We start from the raw sequence: 21,654 nt of genomic DNA, 5'->3' as shown, positions 1-21,654 counted from the left end.
CATGTCCGCAACCACGGGCGGCATAGCCGGGAAAATCCGATCGGGCATGGCCTGGTCGCTGGTCGAAAGCTGGAGCGTGCAGGCGCTTCAGTTCCTCGCCTTCATGATCGTCGCCCGCTATGTCGACGCCGCGGCGCTGGGCGTGGTCGCCATGGCGCTGCTGGCGGGGCAGTTCTTCCAGATGACGGTGCTGTCGGGCATCAGCGCCCCGATGGTCAGCGCCGGGCGCGACGATCCCGACCTGGACGATACCGCCTTCTGGATCGCCTTCGCCCTGGGCGCGCTGATGCTGCTGCTCACCCTGGCCTGCGCCGGCGTCGCGGAACGGGCGTTGGACCAGCCGGGCCTGGCATGGGTGCTGCGCTGGCTCAGCATCGCCAATTTCCTTTCCGCGCTGAACGTCGTGCCGCAGGCCTGGCTGACGCGGGCGCTGATGATGCGGCCGCTGGCGGTGCGATCCACCCTGTCGACCATGGCGGGCGCGCTGGTCGGCATTCCCATGGCGATGGCTGGCTATGGGCTGACGGCGCTGGTGATGCAGAATCTGGCGACCGCCCTGATCGGCGCCGCGATCCTCTGGGCGGCGTGCCCCCGGCGGCCGCGCTTCCGCTTCGCGCGGCAGAAGGGACGGGAAATCTTCTTCTACAGCCGTCATGTGACGCTGACGGGCATCGCCAATTTCTTCAATTCCAACTCCGACGTGCTGATCGTGGGCGTCGTGCTGGGCGCGGCGGCGGCGGGCGTCTATACGGTCGGCAAGCGCGCGCTGCTGGCCGCCAACTTGCTGCTGGCGCGGGCCCTCTCCCGCGTGGCCTTCCCGGCCTTCTCCCAGCTCAAGCACGATCCGCCGCGACTGACGGCGGCCTTCCTCAAGCTCGTATCCGCGACATCGCTGATCACCACCCCGGCCTTTGTCGGCATGGCGCTGGTGGCCGATCCCTTCATCCATCTCGTCTTCGGACCGCGCTGGGCGGGGGCGGTGCCTGTGATGCAATATCTCAGCCTCTTCGGCGCGCTCCAGGCGGTCGGCATCTATAACCAGTCGCTCATGCTCGCCCTTGGCAAGCCGCAATGGCAGACATGGCTCGCCGCCCTCTATGCCGTGGTGAACTGCACCCTCTTCTTCGCGACGGCGGATCAGGGGCCGGGCGCGATCGCCGCCGCCTTCACCCTGCGCGCCTGGCTGCTCTACCCGCTCTCCGTCCTGGGCGTGGTCCTGCTGCTGCCGATCGGCTGGGCAGATTACTGGCGCGCCGTTCGGCTGGGGCTGTTCGCTTCCGCGGCCATGGCGGGATGCGTTCTGGGCGCGCGGCCCTTTCTGGTCCAGATGGCCCCGGCCGAAGCGCTGACCGTCACCATCCTCACCGGAGCGCTGGCCTATGGCGTTGCGCTCCTGTTGCTCGGGCGAAACGCGCTGGTTCAGCTCCTGATGTTCGCCAGGGGCCGCTACGGCACGGCATAACCTATGTTAATATATTGCTCTTGCGCGATTTTATTGCCGTAAAGATGTAAAATTCCGTAGCAATACCTACTAGGCAATCCGTGACCATGCTGTTACCACTATTGCAACGCAGCAATTCCCCTTAAGCTATTTCCCTTAGGAAGGGCTGGCTTATGGGGATGACGCATGAGCGGAGTCGGGCCGATCCCGGCCTGCTCCAATAAAAACCAAGGTCGCAAGAAATAGTTCTGGGCTATAAGCGCGGAGTCAAAGACTATGCTTGCAACCGGTGCCGGGGAGCGCCTTCAGCGGCGTTTCTCGCTGGCATTCATGCGTAATGCGTCGCGACGGTTCGTCCCCGCCGCGTGGGCCGCGTGGATTGCCGAAGTGCGCTGGAGCGGCCTCGGCAAATATATCGCGTCGCTGGTCATCGTCTTCCTCGCGTCCTCGTGGATTTTCCGCAACGGCGTCGCGTCGCTGACCGCCGGGGACTATGCCGTCCTCACCCTGATCGTGATTTCCGTCGCCACCCTGATGGGGATCGGCCCGGGCGCGGTCACCACCGCCGGCCTGCTGACGGTCATCTACGCCATTGTCGACGTGAAGATCAGGGGCGGAACCGGCGAGGACGGCCTGGCCTTCCTGCTGGTCATGGTGGCGGCCAATGGGGTGGCGCTGAAATCCACCTTCTGGCGTGCGCGGGCGGAACGGCAGGGCGCCTATGTCAACCGCCTGACAGAGCAGTTGAAGCTGCTGACCGACGGATCGGTCAACTACGCCCTCTACATGACCGATGTGGAGGGGCGGGTCGTCCACTGGAACCGGGGCGCCGAACGCTTCACCGGCTGGGACAGCCGCGACATCGTGAACCGCCCGGTATCGCTGCTCTATTCCCATCATCCCGGCATGGAAGACAATATGGCCGAAGCCTTCGCCCTGGCCAAGGAGCATGGCAGCTGCGAATTCGACTGCCATTTCATCAGGAACGACCGCAGCAGCTTCATGCAGAACTGCGTGGTGACGGCGCTGCGCGACAACAAGGGACGGCTTCAGGGCTTCGCCAAGCTGGTGCGCGACGTGACGGCGGAACGGGCGCAGGAAGTCGCCCTTCAGGAACGCGAAGCGGAATTGCGGTCCATCCTGGAAACCGCGCCCGACGCAGTGTTCGTCGTCGATATTTCGGGGCGGATCGACTATATGAACAGCACCGCCTGCCGCATGTTCGGCTATAATCTTTGCGAGCTGGAAGGCGCGGAGTTCGACCATCTGCTGACCGGAGCGCAGCCGCCGCGGGAGGTCCGCGACGAGCCTCTCCATGTGGAGAGCGACGGGCCGCTATCCTATCCGCGCAGGCTGATCGGGCGCCGCCGCAACGGCTCCAACTTTCCCATCGAGATGAGCTTCGTGAAGATGGAGGGCGCGCATGAGACGCACTATACCGCCTTCATCCGCGACCTCACCGAACAGGATGCGACCAAGGCGCGGCTGGAACTGCTCCAGACGGAGATGCTGCACGGCACCCGCTACAGCGCGATGGGCGCGATGGCCTCCATGCTGGCGCATGAGCTGAACCAGCCGCTGACCGCGCTCGCCGCCTATATGGAGGGCAGTTCGATCCTGCTGATGCGCGGGCAGGAGGCGGACCGGCCGAAGCTGAACCGCATCTTCCGCTCCGCCGCGCAGGAAGCGGTGCGCGCCGGCGCGATCATGCGCCGCCTGCGCGATTTCGCCAGCGACGGAGAGGCGCTGCTGGAAATCCACGACGCGCAGGATGTGGCGCGCAGCAGCCTGGCGCTGATCGCCGCCATGGCGGAGGCGGCGGACGTCACCGTCGAAATGGACGTCGCGCCGGGCACCGGATCGATCTTTGCCGATCCGATCCAGATCCAGCAGGTGATCGGCAATCTCTGCCGCAATGCCATCGACGCCATGCGCGAGGAGCCGGAACGGCGGCTGACCGTGCGGGTCGCGGCGGCGGACGAACTTACCACGCATTTTCTGGTTTCCGATACCGGCTCGGGCATTCCGCCCGCGATCAAGGACCGGATTTTCGATGCCTTTGTCAGCAGCAAGGAAGAGGGGACCGGCGTCGGCCTGTCCATCTGCCGCACCATTGTCGAAGCCCATGGCGGACGGATCTGGCTGGAGCCGAGCGTCACGGGAAGCTGCTTCGGTTTCAGTCTCAGACGCAAGAAGGGAAACGCCATTGGAACCCACTAAGCTGATCCACATCGTGGATGACGAGGATTCGGTCCGCGCCGCGACCGCCTTCCTGCTGGAGCTGGAGGGCTATACGGTCCGCACCTGGCAGCGCGGCACGCATTTTCTGGCGGCCGCCGCGAACGAGCCGCTGGGGTGCGTGATCATGGACCTGCGCATGCCGGAAATGGACGGGATAGAGGTGCAGCGGCGACTGAACGAGGCGGAACTCTATTTCCCCATCATCATGCTGACCGGCCATGGCGACATCGCCTCCACCGTGACGGCGATGAAGATGGGCGCGGTCGATTTCCTGGTGAAGCCCTTCGAGCGGGAGACGCTGCTGCGCGCGGTCGAAAATTGCTGGACGCTGTTCCAGGATACCGGCGCGCGCCGTCAGCGGGCGGTGCGCGCAGGGGCCATGGTGGAGAAGCTCACCCCCAGGGAGCGCGACGTGCTGTCGGGGCTGACCATGGGCCTGCCGAACAAGCATATCGCGCTGCAATTGGGCATCAGCCCGCGCACCGTGGAAATCCACCGCGCCAATCTGATGTCCAAGCTGGAGACGCGCAGCCTGTCCGATGCCTTGCGCGTGGCGTTCGCCGCCGGGATCGGCAGGCAGCTGGATTGCTGAGGAACACGGGCCGGCGATCGGCGGGCCGTTGTTTCCGGCCCGGATCGGGCCGTCTCCCGAAATGGACCGCCCTCAGCCGCATTTCGCGGCCGGATGAGCGATAGGAGCGGTTCGACCGGCCATAATCCGATCGAACCGCTCCACCGCGCCCGGATGCGGAGCCTTCGTCCTCCGATCCCCGGCGCGTCGCTGCCTTCTCCTCTCTCTCCTGAAACTTCAGCGCCGCCGTCCTGCCGGCGATCTGATCGTGAACAGGGCATCGTCGGGCGCCGCCCTGCTCTTGACGACCTGCAATGGCGATCCGCCATAGGGGGGGTGCGGCAGGCTCGATTGCCTGTCCTGGCCCTCCACCCGGGCGGATGATTTCACCAGCCGCAGCGATGCCCGTTTCGCGCCCTGCGCCGACCGGCGCCATGTGCGTCCTCTCCGCTTCCGCCTGATAAGGTCCCAGGTGAGATAGGGCAGTGAAATGACCAGAAGATAAAGCGATGCCGGCAACCACAGGAGCGCGAAGAGCCGATCCCGCCACCCAATCCTTACAATGTTCCGCGACTTGTTCTGCAATCGCCAGAGATTACAGGACCCAAGCATCCATATCCCGGAGACGACCGCCATCGCGATAATCATTGCCATCCTGTTCCATCATCCAATCGCAGCTCTTTCGGCTGCCTCGCGAAGCTGTCCTGTATGAACTATAGATGAAAGGCGTCATCTGTCATCTACGCAGGAATACCCACCGGCTGATATTTCGGACCGTCGATCAACCCTCTGTATTCTCCCGGATTGCACCTGAAGCGACATTATGTCTGATTTAGCGCGGATAAGGATCAGGTCGCCGGAACAGATATTCTGCATCAACTGCGTTTCGATCGAATGCGTGCCACGGGCACGGAGAATCCTCCAGGCGCGCAAAATGAGGTGTGCATGTCGAGAATTGACCTGGCGATGGCGACCCGTCCTGCCGGCGGACGGGGCCCTGCCGCGGCGCATCGCGCCTTGCGAATCTGGCTTTGCCTTGCCCTGGCGCTGTGGGACATGGTGGCGTTGACATGCGGGCTGAGCGTCGGACTGGCGCTCGCGCCCGTGGACGGGGGGCTTCGCGACAGCGGCGCCTCCGTCGCGGCGCTGCTCATGGCCTATCTCATCATCGCCTTTCACAATCAGGCCTATGATCCCCGCGGCCTGACCAATGCGACGACCAGTTGCCGCAATGCCGCGCGGGCCTTTGCCGGCACGGTGCTGATCTTCTTCCTCGTGCTGTTCGCGGTGAAATCGACCTCGACCTTCTCCCGCGCCGCCGTGCTGGCGGGGCTGGGCTGCGCGGGCGGGCTGCTGCTGGCGCAACGGCTGCTGCTGAGCCGCCTTCTCGAACGCCATTTCGGGGACCGGCTGTTTGCCGAACTGCTGATCGTGGACGACTGCCCGATTCCGGAAAATCCGGGCCAGATGGCCCTGGTGGACGCGCAGGCCATCGGCCTTCGCGCCGATCTGGACGACCCCTATATGCTGCACCGGCTGGGCATGTTGCTGCGCGATCACGACAGGGTGGTCGTCGCATGCCCCGCCGACCGCCGCGTGACCTGGGCGCAGATGCTGAAGGGCGGCAATATATTGGGCGAGATCGTCTCTCCCGAAGTCGAATCCATGGCGCCGCTGACGGTCGGGCGCTGGCAGGACATGGCCACGCTGGTGGTGGCGCGAGGGCCGCTGAACCTGGCGAACCGGGCGACGAAGCGGCTTCTGGACCTGTTCGTCACCGTGCCCCTGCTGATCGGGCTGATGCCGCTGATGATCGCCGTTGCCGTTGCGATCAAGCTGGATTCGCCCGGCCCCGTCTTCTTCCGTCAGCAACGGATTGGGCGGGGCAACACCCTGTTCAGCATCCTCAAATTCCGCAGCATGAAGGTGGAGCGATGCGATATGGACGGCGTCCGCTCGGCCAGCCGGACGGACGACAGGATCACGCGCGTCGGCCGCTTCATCCGCCGGACCAGCATCGATGAATTGCCGCAGCTCATCAATGTCCTTCTGGGTGAGATGAGCCTTGTCGGACCAAGACCTCATGCCATCGGATCGACGGCGGAGGACATATTGTTCTGGCGCGTCGACCGCCAATATTGGAAAAGACATGCGCTGAAACCCGGAATAACCGGTCTCGCGCAGATTCGCGGGTTCAGGGGCGCCACCGAAACCAGGGCGGATATTTTGCAGCGGGTGGAAGCCGATCTTGAATATATGAATGGCTGGAGCCTGATGCGCGACATCGTGATCCTGTTCGGCACCGTTCAGATTCTGGTGCACAGAAACGCCTTTTGATCCCCGGCAAGACTGCATTTCCGATCGATACCCTCCCCGGAACGACCGAATGCGCATTTCCCCGCAATGGGTAAGTGATCACACCGAATGGATCATCGCCGCCGCGCATGAAATAAATCTTCCATTATTGGGGAGCATCATGGATCGACGGACTTTCCTCGCCGGCGGGCTGGCCGGCACGGCATTGGCGGCCTGTCAGCGCGACAATGAACCGCGCATCGTCCAATCCTCGCGCAGGCCGATGGTCGGGCGCCGGACCTTGCGCGCCGATGTCGTCGTCTATGGCGCGACGCCGGCAGGCATCGTCGCCGCCGTCAGCGCCGCGCAGATGGGCGCGTCCGCGATCATCGTCGGCGGATGGCGGGAACGGCAGCCGGGCGGCATGCTGTCCGGCGGGTTGAGCTGGACCGATTATCGCGACATCGACGCCTTTGGCGGCCTGGCCCGTGCCGTGATCGAACGGCTCGCGGCGGCGGGCGGCATGCCGCGCAACCGCTATGCCTTCGATCCCGCCCTTGCCGTGCCCCTGTTCGAGCGCATGACGACCAGTGCGGGCGTGCCGATGGTCTGGTCCGACGGCGTGGAGGACGTCAAGCTCGTCGATCGCCGCATAAGCGAATTCTTCCTGCAATCGGGCAGGATCGTGCGCGGGCGCATGTTCATCGACGCCAGCTATGAAGGCGATCTCATGGCGCGTGCCGGCGTCGCGTTCAAGGTGGGGCGGGAGGCGGCCGACGCCGCCAATCCGCTCAACGGCTATCGCGGCGCGAAAAACGGCCATCTGGTGCGCGGCGGCCGTCCCGATGAGGACAGCATCGCGCCGATCAGCCCTTTCTGGAATGGCGAGGGCGGCGCCCTGCTGCCGCATGTCGCGGCGGCGCCCGATCTTCCCCTTGGCGCGGCGGACAAGGCGGTGCAGGCCTATTGTTTCCGCCTGACCATGACCAACCGTCCCGACCTGCGGCAGGACCTGCCCGCCCGCGCGCCCGATGGCTATGACGAATCCCGCTACGAACTGCTGTTCCGCGACCTGGACGCCCGCCGGCGCAAGGGGCGGATATATGGACGCGACTGGACCTTCGCCCGCGATCTGGTGAAGGCGGATGAGGTCGCGCCGGGCATTTACGACGTCAACAACCGCGCGCTGATGTCCATCGATGCCGTGGGCCTCAGCCACGACTATCCCCAGGCCGACTATGCGACACGGGAGAAGATCTGGAAGGCGCATGAAGCCTATCTGCGGGGCTGGTTCCACGCCATGGCCTATGGCCGCGACCCGCGCATTCCGCCGGGCCTGCAACGCGAGGTGCGCGAATGGGGCCTGGTTCGGGGCCGGCACATCCATCCGCATCCCAACGACCTGCCGGGCTGGTCGCCGCAACTCTATGTCCGCGAGGCGCGCCGGCTCGACAATGGGCTGAACTGGTCGGGCAGGGACCTGTCGGACGTGGACGGCGCGGAGCCGCGCCGCAAGGGCATCGTCGCCATGGGCTCTTATTGGCAGGACAGCCATTCCACCCGGCGCATCGCGGTGCAGGACGGGGCGGGGCGATGGGGCATCTGCAATGAAGGCTCGATCATGTTGCGGACCGGCGGGAAATATGAACGCTCGCCCCTGCCGATGGACCTGATGCTGCCGCACCGGGACCAGTGCACCAATCTCATAGTCCCCTTCTGCGTGGCGGCGACGCATCAGGCCTTTGCCACGATCCGCATGGAACTGACGTCCATGGCGCTGGGCGAAGCGGCGGGCAGGGCGGCCGCCATGGCGCTGGGCGAAGATAATGTGCGCGACGTGCAGGACGTGCCGATTCCGGGACTCCAGGCCGCGCTGGTCGCCAATAAGGGCGTCATCCACGGCGTTTCCGCCTTCGAGGATTATCGGCGGCGGCTGAAGTTCCGGCTGAACCGGATGCTGGGAGGCTAAGGACAGAGGGGCCGATCCGGCGATATGGGATCAACCCCTCCCTTCCACTCTGTTACCGCGCCCGCTTGAGCATGCCGTGCATGTCGATCCACCGCACGAAGGCGTCGAACCAGCCGGTGCTGGTGGTCGCCTTCGGATACATGCCGAAGCCGTGGCCGCCCTGTTCGTAAAGGTGGAATTCCACCGGGCGATGCGCCGCGCGCCAGTCGTCGATCAGCTTGAAGTCGCGATTGCCGAACAGCGGATCGTCGGCGGCGATGGCGGCGAACATCGGCGGCGCGTCCTGCGGCACGGTCATGCTGCCCAGCGGACCGTAGATATTGCCGATGAAGGCGGGCTTCGCTTCCGTGGCCGACAGCGTCGTCGCCATGGTCAGCATCGCCCCGGCGGAAAAGCCGATCATGCCGATCCGGTCCGGGTCGACATGCCATTGCGCCGCCCGTGCGCGGATCAGGCGGAAGGCGGCGGTCGAATCCGCCAGTTGCGGGGCAAGGTCTGTCGCTGCCGAGGCGGGAGCGGGCAGCGGTGTCCTGGCCACGCCGGAGAACATCTCCTGCATCGACCGTTCGAAACCCGCCATGTCGGCCGGCGTCTGGCGCAGCCGATATTTCAGCACGAAGGCGGCAACCCCCCTGGCGGCAAGCGCCCGCGCGACGTCATAGCCCTCATTGTCCATGGAAAGCGTGCGGAAACCGCCGCCCGGCGCGACGACGACCGCCGCGCCGGAAGCCTTGGCCGGATCGGGCAGGAAGGGCGTCAGCGTCGCAACGGTGACGTTGCGGGCAAAGCGGCTGCCATATTGGCGGTGCCAGCTTTCCTTCGCCGTGGCGCCGGGAAGTGCGCCGGTGCCCAGTTCGATCGCGTCGGGCTGGGCCGGGGCGGCAATGGGCGTCATCCTGTCGTCCTGCGCCTGACCCAGCGCCGGAGCAGCCAAGGCGCAGGCGGCGATGCCGATGGCGAAAGCGCGGGCCGCCGGGAAGCGGAAGGGGCGCCGCAATGCCTTCCGAGCAGATAGATGCTTCATCTCATCCTCCTGTGACTATCGATCCTTATTGCAGGTCGAGCACGACCACCGACTTGGGCGGCAGCGCCACCGTCAGCGTGCCGCCGCTCACCTGCGCGCCGGTGAAGGCGGCGGGCTTCACCACCTCCGGCGCGTCGAAGCTGTTGTGCGAATTGATCGCGGGGGCGGTCAGGATGCGGCCCGACACATTGGCGGCGTTCAGCCCGTCCAGCTTCACCGTCACCATATTGGTCTGGTTGGGATCGAGGTTCGACAGCCCGACATGGACCTTGCCGTCCCTGGCCCGCACCGCCGATCCGCTGACCGCCGGCATGACGAACCTGTCCTTGTTGTACCAGGGCGTGTCGATGTCGATCGGCAGCACCGTCGCGTCCTGCCAGGGCTTGTACATTTCGAAGACATGATAGGTGGGGGTGAGCACCATCTTCCTGCCTTCGGTCAGGATCATCGCCTGCAACACATTCACCATCTGCGCGATGGCGCTCATGCGCACGCGGTCGGCATGTTTGGCGAAGATGTCGAGATTGACGGAGGCGACCAGCGCATCCCGCAGCGTGTTCTGCTGCCGCAGGAAGCCGGGATTGGTGCCGGGGTCGGGCGCATACCATGTGCCCCATTCGTCCACAGCCAGGAATATCCGCTTCTGCGGATCATATTTGTCCATCACCTTGCTATGGCCGGTGATAAGCTCGTCCATCTTCCATGTGGCGGCCAGCGTGTCGGCCCAGGCGGTCTCGTCGAAATTGACCGGATCGGCCTTGGGCGGCCAGCCGCCCTGGGGCAGGGTGTAATAATGGAGCGACAGCGCATCCAGTTGCTTGGCCGCGTCGCGCATCATCACTTCGGTCCAGTTATAGTCGCCGCCGTTCGCGCCAGACGCGATCCGCACCAGCGTCTTGCCCGCCGGAACCTTCAGGAAGGTCGAATAGCGCTTCGTCACGTCGGCGGCATATTCGGCGCGCATGTTGCCGCCGCAGCCCCACAGCTCATTGCCGATGCCGAAGGCGGGCAGCACCCAGGGTTCCTTGTGCCCGTTCTTCGCGCGCTCATCGGCCAGGCTGCCGGCGGGCGCGGTGATATATTCGACCCATTCCGCCATTTCCTGCGGCGTGCCGTTGCCGACATTGCCGGAAATATAGGCTTCCGCGCCGACCTGCCGCAGCAGTTCGAAATATTCATGCGTGCCGACGCTATTGGGTTCGGTCACGCCGCCCCAATTGGTGTTGACCTTGATCGGGCGCTTGCCCTTCGGGCCGACGCCCTCCCGCCAGTGATATTCGTCCGCGAAGCAGCCGCCCGGCCAGCGGATCACCGGGACGGAGAGGTTGCGCAGTGCCGCCACCACATCGTTGCGGAAACCATTGGTGTTGGGGATCGACCGATCATTGCCGACCCACAGGCCGCCATAGATGCCATGGCCCAGATGTTCGGCGAATTGCGTGAAGATGCGGCGGTCATAGACCGGGCCGGGCCGGTCGGCATGGATGGTGGCGGTGGTCGGCTTGCCGGCGGTGTCGGCGCTGGCGGTCGTCGCCGCCAATGCGCTGGCGCAGAGAAGCAAGGCGGCGGTCGTGCGGCGCAGGGTCTTGATCATGGTCGTCCTTTTCGGAAAATGGCGGCGGAATGGGCGAAACCTATTTGGGCAGCGGGATCATCCGGGCGATGCTGTAGCGGGCCTGCGGGACCTGCACGCCGTCGTCCGGCTGGCCGCTGCCGACGCTCAGGCCATAATCGCCCGGTATCAGCCCGCGCTCGCCCGTGATGGTGACGAAGCTGAGGTCGCGGGGGCTCAAGGTGAATTCCACCTTCCGGGTCTCGCCGGGCTTCAGCGTCACCCGCTGGAAGCCGCGCAGGGCAAGGCGAGGCGCGCCCTCGAACCGTGGGGGCGTGATGTAGAGTTGCGCGACATCGTCGCCCGCCCTTGCACCCGTGTTCGTGATGGCGGTGCGCACCTTCAGGCCATTCTCGACCGAACCGTCCACCGGCTCGACCGTCAGCGGGGCGTAGCGGAAGCTGGTGTAGCTGAGGCCGTGGCCGAAGGGATAGACGGGCTTGCCCCTGAAATAGCGATAGGTGCGCCCCTCCATCCCATAGTCGGTAAAAGGCGGCAGGTCAGTGACGCTCCTGTAGAAGGTGACGGGCAGTCGGCCGCCCGGATCGGCCTTGCCCGAAAGGACATTGCCGACCGCCAGCCCGCCGGATTGGCCCGGATACCAGGCTTCGACGATGGCGGCGGCATTCTCCTTCACCCAGGACAGGTCGATGGCGCTGCCATTCATGGCGATGACGACCAGCGGCTTGCCCAGCGCCCTGGCCTTTTCCAGGAAGGCGCGCTGGTCGGCGGGCAGGTCCAGCGTCGTCTTGTCGCCGCCGTCGAAACCCTCCACCTTGACGGGCATCTCCTCGCCCTCCAGGTCGGAGGTCAGGCCGACCACGGCGACGACGACATCGGCATCCTTCGCGCCCGCTGTCAGATCACGGTCGAGATCGTCGGTAACGCGCTTCCAGAAGATCGCCGGGCTGGCGGCGACGCCGCTCTCGCCCTGCAGGCGGATGGCGTAGCGCTCGCCCCTGGTCATGCGCACCTCGACCAGCTTCAGCGGTTCCGCCCAGCGCGAATATTCGCTGGCGGAGACGACGGGCTTGCCGTTCAGCGAGACCTCGCCCTTCACTCCGGTCAGCGCCAGCCGATAGAGGCCGGTTTCCGGCGCGACCAGATAGCCGCTCCAGCGGACCCGATGCTGGTCCGACAACTGTTTGAACTCGGCCGCCCGCGATACGATGCTGGTTTCGGTCCGCGTCAGCACCGGCCGGGTTGCAAACTGGTCCTTGCCCGTGGCGTTGAAATATTCGGCCTTGATTCCCGGCTTGCCGTCCGGCGTCAACAGCGCGGTGCCGGGGACGAGGTCGCCGTCCGTGATCGACGGGCTGAAGGGGATCACCGTCACGCTGTCCGCGCCCATGACCTGTTTCAGGCCCTCCGCGACCGAAATGGGTGGAGCGCTCTTGGCCGAGGAATAATTGCCGCGCAGCACGCGGGTCGCATCCGCCAAAGGCCCAGCCAGCGCGATTCTCGTCCCGGGCTTCAGCGGCAGGACGCCGTCATTCTTGAGCAGCACAAGGCTCTTTTCCGCGGTGCTCAGCGCCAGCGCCTGATGATCCGGCGTACCGATCGCGCTTGGCGGGATCGCGTTGGGCTTGCGGGAGGACAGGCCCGGCAGGTCGCCATTGCGGTATCGCGCGGAAAAGAGCCGGACGAGGGCGGTGTCGATGTCGCCCATGCCGATATGGCCCCGCGCCAGCGATTCCTTGTATCGATCGCCAAGGTCGGTGCGTCCGCCCAGCGTCGCATTGTTGCATTCGCTGTCGACCCCGTAGCGCAGCGCGACGGCAACGCCGGTGGCGGCGTCGGGCGCATATTTGTGATGCTCGTAAATGTCGACCACGGCGTCGCAGTCGGACACGACATAGCCCTTGAAGCCCCATGCGCCGCGTAGATAGTCCTGCAACAGCATATGACTGCCGCAGGCCGGTTGCCCGTCGACGCGGTTATAGGCGCACATGATCGACCCGGCCTTGCCCTCGACAATGGCGGCGCGGAAGGCGGGCAGGTAGGTGTCCTCCAGATCGTGCGGTGTGGCGAAGATATTGTCGGTGTGGCGGCTGGGTTCGGGGCCGCTATGGACCGCGAAATGCTTGGGCGTGGCGACGACCAGAGGCAGGTCCGGATTGTCCCCCTGCATGCCCTGGACGAAGGCGACGCCGATCCGTGCCGTCAGATAGGGGTCTTCGCCATAGGTTTCCTGCCCCCGGCCCCAGCGCGGATCGCGGAAGATGTTGATGTTGGGCGACCATGTGTCGAGGCCCGTGCCGATCCGGCCGAGATGCCCCGTCTGCCGTCCCAGCCTATGCAGCGCCCGGACCTCCGTGCCGATGGTGGCGGCGACCTGCCTGATCAACGGCGCGTCGAATGTGGCGGCAAGGCCGATGGGTTCGGGAAAATTGGTCGTGGGCACCGCCCCGATCGCGCCATGAAGGGATTCGGTCCACCAGTTATAGGCCGGGATGCCGAGGCGCGGGATCGCGGGCGCGACGTTCAGAAGCTGCCCGACCTTCTCGTCCAGCGTCAGCCTGTCGACGATCTCCCGCGCCTTGCCGTCGGCCTCCGCCCATATGTCCGTGGCCTGCGCATGGACAATTGCCGGGGTCGCGAGGCACAATATCGCGCCGGCCGCGCGCAAGGCGAAAGCGGTCTTCATGATTATCTCCCCAAGAAGCGCGCTGTTTTCAGCGTCGCTCGATATGTCTCGTCCGGTCGGTGGGGCGCGGGGGATGGCACTTCCCCCGCGCCCGGCGCGCTCAATGGGCCGCGCCGTCCTTCATCCCCTTGGCGACGAAGGGATTGATGGTCCGGATCGTGCCGTCGGGATTATAATGCAGTTCGGTCACCTTCACGTTGCGCAGGCGGGTCTGGCCCGACAACTGGCTGTCGGCGTAGAACAGCCACCATTTCCCGTTCCATTCGACGATGGAATGATGGGTGGTCCATCCTTCCACAGGCTCCAGGATGCGGCCCTTGTAGGTGAAGGGACCATAGGGTGAATCGCCGATGGCATAGACCAGATAATGGGTATCCCCGGTCGAATAGCTGAAATAATATTTGCCCTTATATTTGTGCATCCACGACGCCTCGAAGAAACGGCGGTCATGGTCGCCGCCCAGCAGCGGCTTGCCCTTGTCGTCCAGGATCTGGATCGCGCGGGGCGCTTCGCTGAATTCCAGCATGTCGCCGGTCAGCTTCGCGACGCGCGGCGCCAGCGCGGGCTTGTCGTCCTGTCCCAGATCGGTCTTCGACCCATCGGGATCATATTTGCCGTCGACATTGCGCTGAAGCTGTCCGCCCCAGATGCCGCCGAAATACATATAGCTCGATCCGTCATCATCGGTGAAGACGGCGGGATCGATCGAATAGCTGCCCTTGATCGGCTGCGGCTGCGCCTTGAACGGACCCATGGGGTCCTTCGACGTGGCGACGCCGATGCGAAAGGCGCCCTCCTTGTCCTTGGCCGGGAAGTAGAGATAATAGGTGCCGTTCCTGTACGCAGCGTCCGGCGCCCACATCTGCTTGTCGGCCCAGGGCACGTCCTTCACATCCAGCGCCACCGGGCCGACCGTCACGGGGCCGCCGATCCTGTCCATCGACAGGATGCGATAGTCCCGCATCTCGAAATGGCTGCCCAGATCGTCCTCCGGCGTCGGCCCGTCGATGTCGTGGCTGGGATAGACGTAGATTTTCCCGTTCCACACATGGGCGGACGGATCGGCGGTGTAGATGTCCTTGACCAGCGGCTGCGACAGATATTCGGATGCGTCGCGCTTCGCTTCGGCCTTCGGCTGGGCTTCGTTCGCCGGCTGCGACTGCTGGCATCCGGCGGCGAGCAACAGGGCGGCGAGCGGCAGGGCTTCCAATGCGCGCAACTTCATGGGCATGCTGATCCTCTCTGGTTATTCCCGCAACGATAGCGCTACCATTTTGCGAAGGCAATCTTGTACGACAAATTATATGGCCGTCAGACCGGTTGCAGTCCATGGGCCACGATCTTGTCGATCAGATCGCGATGGCGCGGCAGGCCGGCGCGCAGCTTCGCCGTCATGGCGGTATTTTCCCGCCGGGCGCGGTCCGCCAGATGGGCGTCGCGCGCCAGGGCGGGCCGGTCGACCTCTGTCCGGAATCCCATGCCGTAGAGCACATATTGGTAGCTCGCCGCCGGGAAGACCTCCTCCACCCGGTCGAACTCGTCGAGGAACCAGGGCGATTGGTAACGCCAGAGCAGCATCAGTTCCTTCAGACGATCGGGAATGGTCTCCTCCCGGACATTGTCGCGCCAGAAATCGCTGTCGGTGCGCTTCGTCAGCACATAATGCAGCTTCAGGAAATCGATGATCCGCCCCCAGCGATAATGGGTCGTGGCGTTGAATCGCGAAGCGATGATGTCCATCACCTCGCGGCAGGCGGGCATCTGCTCTGCGATGATCTTGGCCGACAGTTCGATGAGGACGATGGCCGACGCCTCCAGCGGTTCGAGGAAGCCCGCGGCCAGGCCCACGGCGACGCAATTGCCCTTCCAGAAGGTTTCGCGATGGCCCGAACGGATTGCGATTTTCCGCGCGCCCAGCCCTTCGGCCAGCGGACCGATATAGGCGCGCAGTTCCCGTTCCGCCTCTTCGTCGGAAATATGGTTGCTGGAATAGACATGGCCGATGCCGCGCCGGGTCGGCAGGCCGATGTCCCAGATCCAGCCCGCGCTCTGCGCCGTGGAGATGGTGTGCGACGCCATCGGGCTGTCGGGCCGCTCATAGGGCACCTGCATGGCGAGCGCGGTGTCGCAGAACAGCACGTCGTTGCAGTCCCTGAACGGCACCTTCATCGCGCCTTCGATCAGCAGCGCCTTGAATCCGGTGCAGTCGACGAACAGGTCGCCCTCGATCTCGCCGGCCTGGGTGGTGCGGATGGCGCGTATGTCGCCATCCTCCTTCATCAGCACCTGCTCCACATCGGCCAGGACATGACGCACGCCCAGCTTTTCGCAGCAATGGCGTTGCAGGAAGGGCGCGAACTTGCCCGCGTCCAGATGATAGGCATAGTTGGCCAGCGCGTCATATTCGGCGGTCGCGATGGTCTTGGGTGCCAGGCCGTCGTCGCAGATGCGGCCCTGCGAACAGACGCTGTCGCAGAAACTTTCATCCCCCTCGCTCGCCAGCCAATGGGGGGCAAGGTTCACCTGCCCGAAATTCTGGGGCAGCATCAGGGGGTGGTAATAGCCGTCGTCAGGCGTTCCCGTCGTCCAGCGGGCGAAGCGCGCGCCTTGCTTGAAGGCGGCGTCGCATTCGCGGAACAGGTCGGTTTCGGAAATGCCCATGCGCGACAGGGTGGTGCGCAGCGTCGGCCATGTCCCTTCGCCCACGCCGATGATCGGCGTGTTGGGGGATTCGACCAGCGTCACGGTGAAGCCGTTGCCGATGCGGCTGCGATGGCGGGCGGCGATCACGCCGGCGGTCAGCCATCCGGCGGTCCCGCCGCCGACGATCACGATGTTGCGGACGGGATGAACCATGGCGACAGCCTTGATAGGGAAAGCGGGAAGGAACGCCAAAAAGGGAGGGGATGTCAACCGACATCCCCCCAGGGCGAGACAGGTTAGAAGCGGTAACGAACGCCTGCGGTGTACCGCCGGCCATAGGCGTAGACGTCAAGCAACTGGTTGCTGAACCGGCCATGGGTGCTGACCGTTTCGTTGGTGAGGTTCAGCGCCTCGCCGAAGATGGTCAGTTGCTTCGTGATGTCGAAGCTGGTGCTGAGGTCGACCTGCAACGCCTCGTTCACGAAGGTCGGTTCGGCGCCGAAGGCCGAATTGTTCTGCGCCTGGCCGAAGGCCTGCAGATATTTGTCGCGCCAGTTGACGGCGGCACGGATCTGGAAGCCGTTCTTGTCGTAGAAGCCGACGAAGTTCGCGCTGTTGGCAAGGCCGGTTACCGCGAAACCGCTCTGCGACAGGTCGGTCCTGTCATAGGGCTTGTTCGTATCGACGAAGGTGGCGTTGGCATTGAAGCCGAAGCCGCTGTCGCCGAAGACATGCTGCCATGCCAGTTCCACGCCCTTGATCGTGGCGGACGGGCCGTTGACCCGCTGCGACACGGTGAAGACGGCCGGCTGGCCCGTCGTCGGATCGACCACGCCGTTGATGGTCTGGCGCTGCGTGCCGGCAACGATGAAGTTCGATACGTCCTTGATGAAGAAGTTCACCGCCGCATAGGAGTTGCGCTGATAATACCATTCCGCCGCGAAGTCGAAATTGTCCGCAAGGAAAGGCTGCAATCTTGGATTGCCCCCGGTCGCGGTCAGCGCGCCGACGCGCTGGCCCACACCGACGTTCAGAACGGGCGTCAGGGTGTTGAGCGAAGGACGGGTCAATGTCCGCGATGCGTCGAAGCGGAGGTGGAAATTGTTCGTGACCTCCAGCTTCATATCCAGACTGGGAAGCAGATAGGAATAGCTGCTCTTCGTCGAGATCGGCTGACTTTCGGAGAAGGTGACGTTGAGGAGCGTCGGGTCGGCGGCGCTGCCCGTAAGGGCAATGGGCAAGCGACCGACGCCGCTGGACGTCAGGTTGGTGATCTCCTCGCGAACCCCCGCATTGAAGCGGAAGGGCATCCCCGCAATCTCATGTTCGAAATTCACGCTGACATAGGCGGACCAGGTTCGTTCCCTGATGTCCTGGACGCTGCCGGGATCGAGCGCGAGGTCGAAGGCTCCCGTGAAATTCGGCCCGACCGTGGGATCGGCATAGTTGAAGCCCGGGATGTTCGTCGTCTGCGGATTGCCCAGCCCTTCCAGATATTCCTGATAGGCGCGCGGGTCATAGGCCAGCAGTTCCGGCGGCAGATTGCCGGAGAAGCCCGGAATCCAGTTGTTCAGGCTGATCGGACGGCCATAAAGGCTGGTCGGGATCGGCACGCCCGTATTCCGGCCCGAAGGTGTGCCGTAGCCCGCATAGGCCTGCCAGAAATTATTGGCGAAGGTGTTGCGGTTCTCCAGCCGGAAGCGGTCCTCCATATAGCGGCCGCCGAACTTCACGCGGAAGCTGTCGTCCTCCCAGGTGCCGCCGAGACGGAATTGCTTGATCTCATCGGAGTTCTTCTGGACCGACCGCACGGTGACGTGCGAACCGATGATGGTGGGATCGCTCCAGCGCGACTGATCGCCGGCCGGGCCATAGGTCGTCAGTTCGGGGAAGCTGTTCTTGCTGTCGCCGGTTACGCGGACGCCCAGCGCCGTGCCGAGCAGGCCGCCATAGCCGATGTCGCCATTCTCGCTGCCGATACGGTTTCCGGGGTTCTGCCGGCTCTTGGCGTAGGAGGCGTCGGCTTCGAACTTCAGATTGTCGGTCGCATCCCATTTCAGGTTGACGCCGACCTGATTGGTTTCCAGCAGACGGCTGTCGCGGCCGGCCGTGAAGTCGGTCGGCGTGCCCGCCTGGATGAAATTGATCGTCGTGCCGTTCTCGTCCTGCTCCACATTGCGCAGGTCGCCCTGGTTGAACCACATGCCGAAACCGGAAATGTCGGTCACGATCTTCTGACGCGAATAATTGTCGTCGATGGTCAGCAGCACGTCGTCCGAAGGCTGCCACTGGAAGGCGATGCGGCCGTCGATGCGTTCATCCTTGGTATAGCGCTGGTCGGCGCCATATTGCTGCTGATACCAGCCGACGACATTCTGCCGGTTGGTCGGGGTCGCCCAGGCGGCGGATTCAGTATCCGACGTCGGGGAACAGCTTGCGGCGGTGCTGCCTGCAAGCTGGCACGGCGCGAACCGGCCGCCCTGCCAACCCGAAACATAGACGCGGTTCACCTGGGTATCGCGACGGGTATAGACCGCGTCGACAAGGATGCCCATTGTGTCGTCGGCAAAGGTGGTGCTGAACAGGCCGCCGATCGTCGGCACGATCTTGCCGGCATCGTCCTGGACCGATCCGGCCGCGCTCATCGCGACGCGGGTGCCGGGGTGATCGAAGGGCTTGGGGTAGGAGATATTGACGGTTGCGCCGATCGAACTGCTCGACAAAGAAACGTCGGGCGTCTTGAGGACAGCCAGCTGGCCCACGAAGTCCGATCCGACAGTGGTGAAGTCGACCGATCGTCCGCCGGTCGCCGTCGAAATCCTGCGGCCGTCGATCAGCGTTTCGTTGAAGTCTCCGGCGAAACCGCGAACGGTGATGCCGTCCGGCTCGCCACGCGAACCGGCGCGATTGATCGATACGCCCGGCAGGCGCTGGAGCGACGCCGCGACGTTCGAATCCGGGAACTTGCCGATGTCTTCCGCAGAAATGACGTCGACGACGCCGGAAGAATCGCGCTTGATGTCGAGATTGCGCTGCAATGAGCCGCGAATACCGGTGACGATGATGTCGGCATCGCTGGCCGGCGCGGCGTCCTGGGCCGTGGCCGGAACGGCGATGGCCAGGACCAGCAGGCTTGCCGTCGCCGCAAGCGCGGCACGGCCGCGCGCCGGTTCGGCCTTGGTCATTCTATACGTCATGATCCTCCCCTTGTTCAGACAATATCTCGCCCGAACGCCGCGGCACTATTGCTGCGGCGATCATGTTTTCTTGATCAGGGTGATTTGTCCCGCTTTTCTAAGCGGATTTGATCATCCTCACCCAGGTCTTCTTTTTTTCTGCTGAAAATGGTAGCGCTATCTAAACGCGCGATCAAGCGGAATTGTAGGCGTAATCATTATCCGCCAGGATGCAGCCTTCGCATGGGGAAAAAGCCGGCCGAAGCGGCAAGCCGAGCGGCCGTCAATAAGGTGGGAGAGGATATGGAAGAGGTGGAACTGCTGAACAGCGAACTGCACGCAACCTTGCGGATGCGGCCCGCGAATGAGGGACGCGATCCCTTCGTCCGCATCGTGGTCGGCGAATTTGCGGCTGCGGCCGCTGCCTGTCCCCTGTTGTTTTCCAAACATGCGGAGACGGGCGCTTTCTATGCCGGGGCGCTGATGGGCTTCAAAAGAGGGGAATGTCTGATCGATTCGCCCGACGGCCGACCGGCCTTCCGGCCGCTGGAGGCGGATCGCGAGGGCTTCTTCGCTCTGGGGGAGAGCATCGCCTTCGATCCCGCTCATGACCGTTTTGCCGGGCGGGAGGGCGAATCGCTGTTCGATGCGCAGGGCGCGCCGACGGCATCGCTGAAGGCCGTGCAGAATGCCTTGGGCCGCCTGATGGCAGGGGCCGCGGATACCGACGCCTTCATCGCGGAGATGCTGGCCCATCGCCTGATCGAGCCGATCGACATCTCTCTCAACTTCGATGATGGGGAAAGGCTGCGACTCGACGGGCTTTACACGATCAGCCTGGATGCGCTTGGCGATCTGGACGATGCGACGGTGCTCAAGCTGTTCCGTGCGGGGCATATGCAAAGCGCCTATGCCATGATCGGCTCGCTCCGGCACATCGCGCTGATGGCGCGCCGCCGCAATGAACGGCTGGCGGTGCCGGCCTGAACATGGGCGACGCCAGCCCCGTGATCGAGGCGTTCGCGGCGGCCGATATGACGGCGGCTGACGATCTGCGCGCATTCGCCGCCCTGTGCCGACCCGCGGTGATCCGCGGGCGGTTCAACGACTGGCCGGCAGTGGCGGCCGGCGGGCAGGGCGGGTCCGCGGCGCTGCACTATGTCGCCCGATTCGCCGCCAGTTCGAGCGCCGAATATTTTACCGCGGGCGCCGAGCTTGGCGGACGTTATCATTATGGCGACGGTCCCGGCGGCTTCAACTTCACGCGGGAAACGGCCAGTATCGGCGATGCGCTGGGCCGGATCGCCGCCAATGCCGAAAGCGGGAGCGAAACCGCCTATCTGGGATCGCTGCCCGCCGATTCCCATTTTCCCGGTTTCGCGGAGGAGAATCCCTGCAATTTGGTGGGCGCTGGCGTTCATCCGCGCCTCTGGATCGGCAACCGGTCGACGGTCGCCTGTCATTATGACAGTTACGACAATCTCGCCTGCGTGGTGGCGGGACGGCGGCGCTTCACCCTTTATCCGCCGGACGCCATCGGGGATCTTTATGTAGGGCCGGTGGACCATACCCTGTCCGGCCAGCCCGTTTCCATGGCGGCGGGCGCACCCGATGGAGCGGCGACCTATCCCCGTTTCGCGGCCGCGCGGGCAAGGGCCCTCGTCGTCGATCTCGCTCCGGGCGACGCGCTTTATCTGCCCAAGCTCTGGTGGCATCAGGTAGAGGCGCTCGACGACGTCAACATCCTCGTGAATTATTGGTGGGACGGGTTCGCGGCGGGCCCCGATTCGCCCTATGCGGCGATGCTGCTGGCGATGATCGCCCTGGCCGAGCGGCCCGAGCGTGAGCGCGCCGCGTGGCGCGCCTATTTCGATCATTACGTCTTCCGGCCGAACGGCCATCCGCTGGCGCATCTGCCGGAGGAGCGGCATGGCGTCCTGGGGCCGCTGGCGAAGGGCAATTATGGCCGCATCCGGACATTGGTCATGCGGATGCTGCGGGGCGCCTGAGCCTGGAAGACAGGAGCTTGAAGACA

Annotated in this window: 14 protein-coding genes; 7 read left to right on the top strand and 7 right to left on the bottom strand. The window is 64.6% G+C overall.

What is annotated here, in order from left to right; all coding sequences use genetic code 11:
- Position 1 precedes the first annotated feature (1 nt).
- The 3 genes from EWH10_RS14965 to EWH10_RS14955 all read left to right on the top strand — a co-directional run bounded on the left by EWH10_RS14965 (position 2) and on the right by EWH10_RS14955 (position 4,274).
- Positions 2 to 1,462 carry a lipopolysaccharide biosynthesis protein gene (locus EWH10_RS14965; protein ID WP_025547649.1) on the top strand — a complete coding sequence of 487 codons (1,461 nt, stop codon included), beginning with the start codon at positions 2 to 4 and terminating at the stop codon, positions 1,460 to 1,462.
- A gap of 309 nt (positions 1,463 to 1,771) precedes the next feature.
- Positions 1,772 to 3,661 (top strand): PAS domain S-box protein, encoded by a 1,890-nt coding sequence (locus EWH10_RS14960; protein WP_235600857.1) that lies wholly within the window; start codon positions 1,772 to 1,774, stop codon positions 3,659 to 3,661.
- On the top strand, positions 3,648 to 4,274 hold the full coding sequence (locus EWH10_RS14955; protein ID WP_226869583.1) for a response regulator transcription factor: 627 nt from the start codon (positions 3,648 to 3,650) through the stop codon (positions 4,272 to 4,274). The genes EWH10_RS14960 and EWH10_RS14955 overlap by 14 nt, the downstream gene beginning before the upstream one ends.
- Before the next feature lie 216 nt (positions 4,275 to 4,490).
- On the opposite strand, the gene EWH10_RS21785 is transcribed toward EWH10_RS14955, so the two are convergent.
- Complete coding sequence (locus tag EWH10_RS21785; RefSeq protein WP_165363374.1) at positions 4,491 to 4,643, bottom strand: hypothetical protein; 153 nt, start codon at positions 4,641 to 4,643, stop codon at positions 4,491 to 4,493.
- Between the two features lie 555 nt (positions 4,644 to 5,198).
- Here EWH10_RS21785 and EWH10_RS22035 point away from each other — a divergent pair.
- Both EWH10_RS22035 and EWH10_RS14940 read left to right on the top strand, forming a co-directional pair.
- Positions 5,199 to 6,590, top strand: coding sequence for a sugar transferase (locus EWH10_RS22035; protein WP_048575519.1), 1,392 nt, complete (start codon positions 5,199 to 5,201; stop codon positions 6,588 to 6,590).
- Positions 6,591 to 6,729: 139 nt separating this feature from the next.
- Entirely contained in the window at positions 6,730 to 8,517 is a 1,788-nt protein-coding gene (locus EWH10_RS14940) for an FAD-dependent oxidoreductase (RefSeq protein WP_229742659.1), read from the top strand.
- Positions 8,518 to 8,569: 52 nt separating this feature from the next.
- On the opposite strand, the gene EWH10_RS14935 is transcribed toward EWH10_RS14940, so the two are convergent.
- The 6 genes from EWH10_RS14935 to EWH10_RS14910 form a co-directional block, all read right to left on the bottom strand.
- A complete protein-coding gene (locus EWH10_RS14935; protein WP_130030062.1) occupies positions 8,570 to 9,541 on the bottom strand; it encodes an alpha/beta hydrolase in 972 nt (323 codons plus the stop codon).
- Between the two features lie 25 nt (positions 9,542 to 9,566).
- On the bottom strand, positions 9,567 to 11,135 hold the full coding sequence (locus EWH10_RS14930) for an alpha-N-arabinofuranosidase (RefSeq protein ID WP_065847763.1): 1,569 nt from the start codon (positions 11,133 to 11,135) through the stop codon (positions 9,567 to 9,569).
- A 40-nt stretch (positions 11,136 to 11,175) separates the two neighbouring features.
- Positions 11,176 to 13,800 (bottom strand): glycoside hydrolase family 3 C-terminal domain-containing protein, encoded by a 2,625-nt coding sequence (locus EWH10_RS14925; RefSeq protein WP_065847761.1) that lies wholly within the window; start codon positions 13,798 to 13,800, stop codon positions 11,176 to 11,178.
- A 100-nt stretch (positions 13,801 to 13,900) separates the two neighbouring features.
- The gene (locus EWH10_RS14920; protein WP_065847758.1) at positions 13,901 to 15,031 is read right to left on the bottom strand and encodes a glycoside hydrolase family 43 protein; all 1,131 of its coding nucleotides are present in this window, start codon (positions 15,029 to 15,031) and stop codon (positions 13,901 to 13,903) included.
- A gap of 80 nt (positions 15,032 to 15,111) precedes the next feature.
- Positions 15,112 to 16,656 (bottom strand): tryptophan halogenase family protein, encoded by a 1,545-nt coding sequence (locus EWH10_RS14915; RefSeq protein ID WP_044661124.1) that lies wholly within the window; start codon positions 16,654 to 16,656, stop codon positions 15,112 to 15,114.
- Positions 16,657 to 16,739: 83 nt separating this feature from the next.
- Positions 16,740 to 19,628, bottom strand: a complete 2,889-nt coding sequence (locus EWH10_RS14910) for a TonB-dependent receptor (protein ID WP_044661125.1) — start codon at positions 19,626 to 19,628, stop codon at positions 16,740 to 16,742.
- 234 nt (positions 19,629 to 19,862) lie between these two features.
- Here EWH10_RS14910 and EWH10_RS14905 point away from each other — a divergent pair, with 234 nt between their 5' ends.
- Complete coding sequence (locus EWH10_RS14905; protein WP_229742661.1) at positions 19,863 to 20,606, top strand: SapC family protein; 744 nt, start codon at positions 19,863 to 19,865, stop codon at positions 20,604 to 20,606.
- A gap of 2 nt (positions 20,607 to 20,608) precedes the next feature.
- Positions 20,609 to 21,628, top strand: a complete 1,020-nt coding sequence (locus EWH10_RS14900; protein WP_044661126.1) for a cupin-like domain-containing protein — start codon at positions 20,609 to 20,611, stop codon at positions 21,626 to 21,628.
- Positions 21,629 to 21,654: the final 26 nt, after the last annotated feature.

This window comes from Sphingobium fuliginis, assembly GCF_004152845.1.
In the GTDB taxonomy this organism is placed as follows: Bacteria; Pseudomonadota; Alphaproteobacteria; order Sphingomonadales; family Sphingomonadaceae; genus Sphingobium; species Sphingobium fuliginis.
This window is presented reverse-complemented; position numbering and strand designations above follow the sequence as displayed.

Bases quoted from the DNA above. Each gene is read 5' to 3' on its own strand.
- EWH10_RS14960 (WP_235600857.1), top strand. From the start codon at position 1,772: ATGCGTAATGCGTCGCGACGGTTCGTCCCCGCCGCGTGGGCCGCGTGG.
- EWH10_RS14965 (WP_025547649.1), top strand. From the start codon at position 2: ATGTCCGCAACCACGGGCGGCATAGCCGGGAAAATCCGATCGGGCATG.
- EWH10_RS14905 (WP_229742661.1), top strand. From the start codon at position 19,863: ATGGGGAAAAAGCCGGCCGAAGCGGCAAGCCGAGCGGCCGTCAATAAG.
- EWH10_RS14915 (WP_044661124.1), bottom strand. From the start codon at position 16,656: ATGGTTCATCCCGTCCGCAACATCGTGATCGTCGGCGGCGGGACCGCC.
- EWH10_RS14940 (WP_229742659.1), top strand. From the start codon at position 6,730: ATGGATCGACGGACTTTCCTCGCCGGCGGGCTGGCCGGCACGGCATTG.
- EWH10_RS14920 (WP_065847758.1), bottom strand. From the start codon at position 15,031: ATGCCCATGAAGTTGCGCGCATTGGAAGCCCTGCCGCTCGCCGCCCTG.
- EWH10_RS14910 (WP_044661125.1), bottom strand. From the start codon at position 19,628: ATGACCAAGGCCGAACCGGCGCGCGGCCGTGCCGCGCTTGCGGCGACG.
- EWH10_RS14900 (WP_044661126.1), top strand. From the start codon at position 20,609: ATGGGCGACGCCAGCCCCGTGATCGAGGCGTTCGCGGCGGCCGATATG.
- EWH10_RS14930 (WP_065847763.1), bottom strand. From the start codon at position 11,135: ATGATCAAGACCCTGCGCCGCACGACCGCCGCCTTGCTTCTCTGCGCC.
- EWH10_RS14935 (WP_130030062.1), bottom strand. From the start codon at position 9,541: ATGAAGCATCTATCTGCTCGGAAGGCATTGCGGCGCCCCTTCCGCTTC.
- EWH10_RS14925 (WP_065847761.1), bottom strand. From the start codon at position 13,800: ATGAAGACCGCTTTCGCCTTGCGCGCGGCCGGCGCGATATTGTGCCTC.
- EWH10_RS22035 (WP_048575519.1), top strand. From the start codon at position 5,199: ATGTCGAGAATTGACCTGGCGATGGCGACCCGTCCTGCCGGCGGACGG.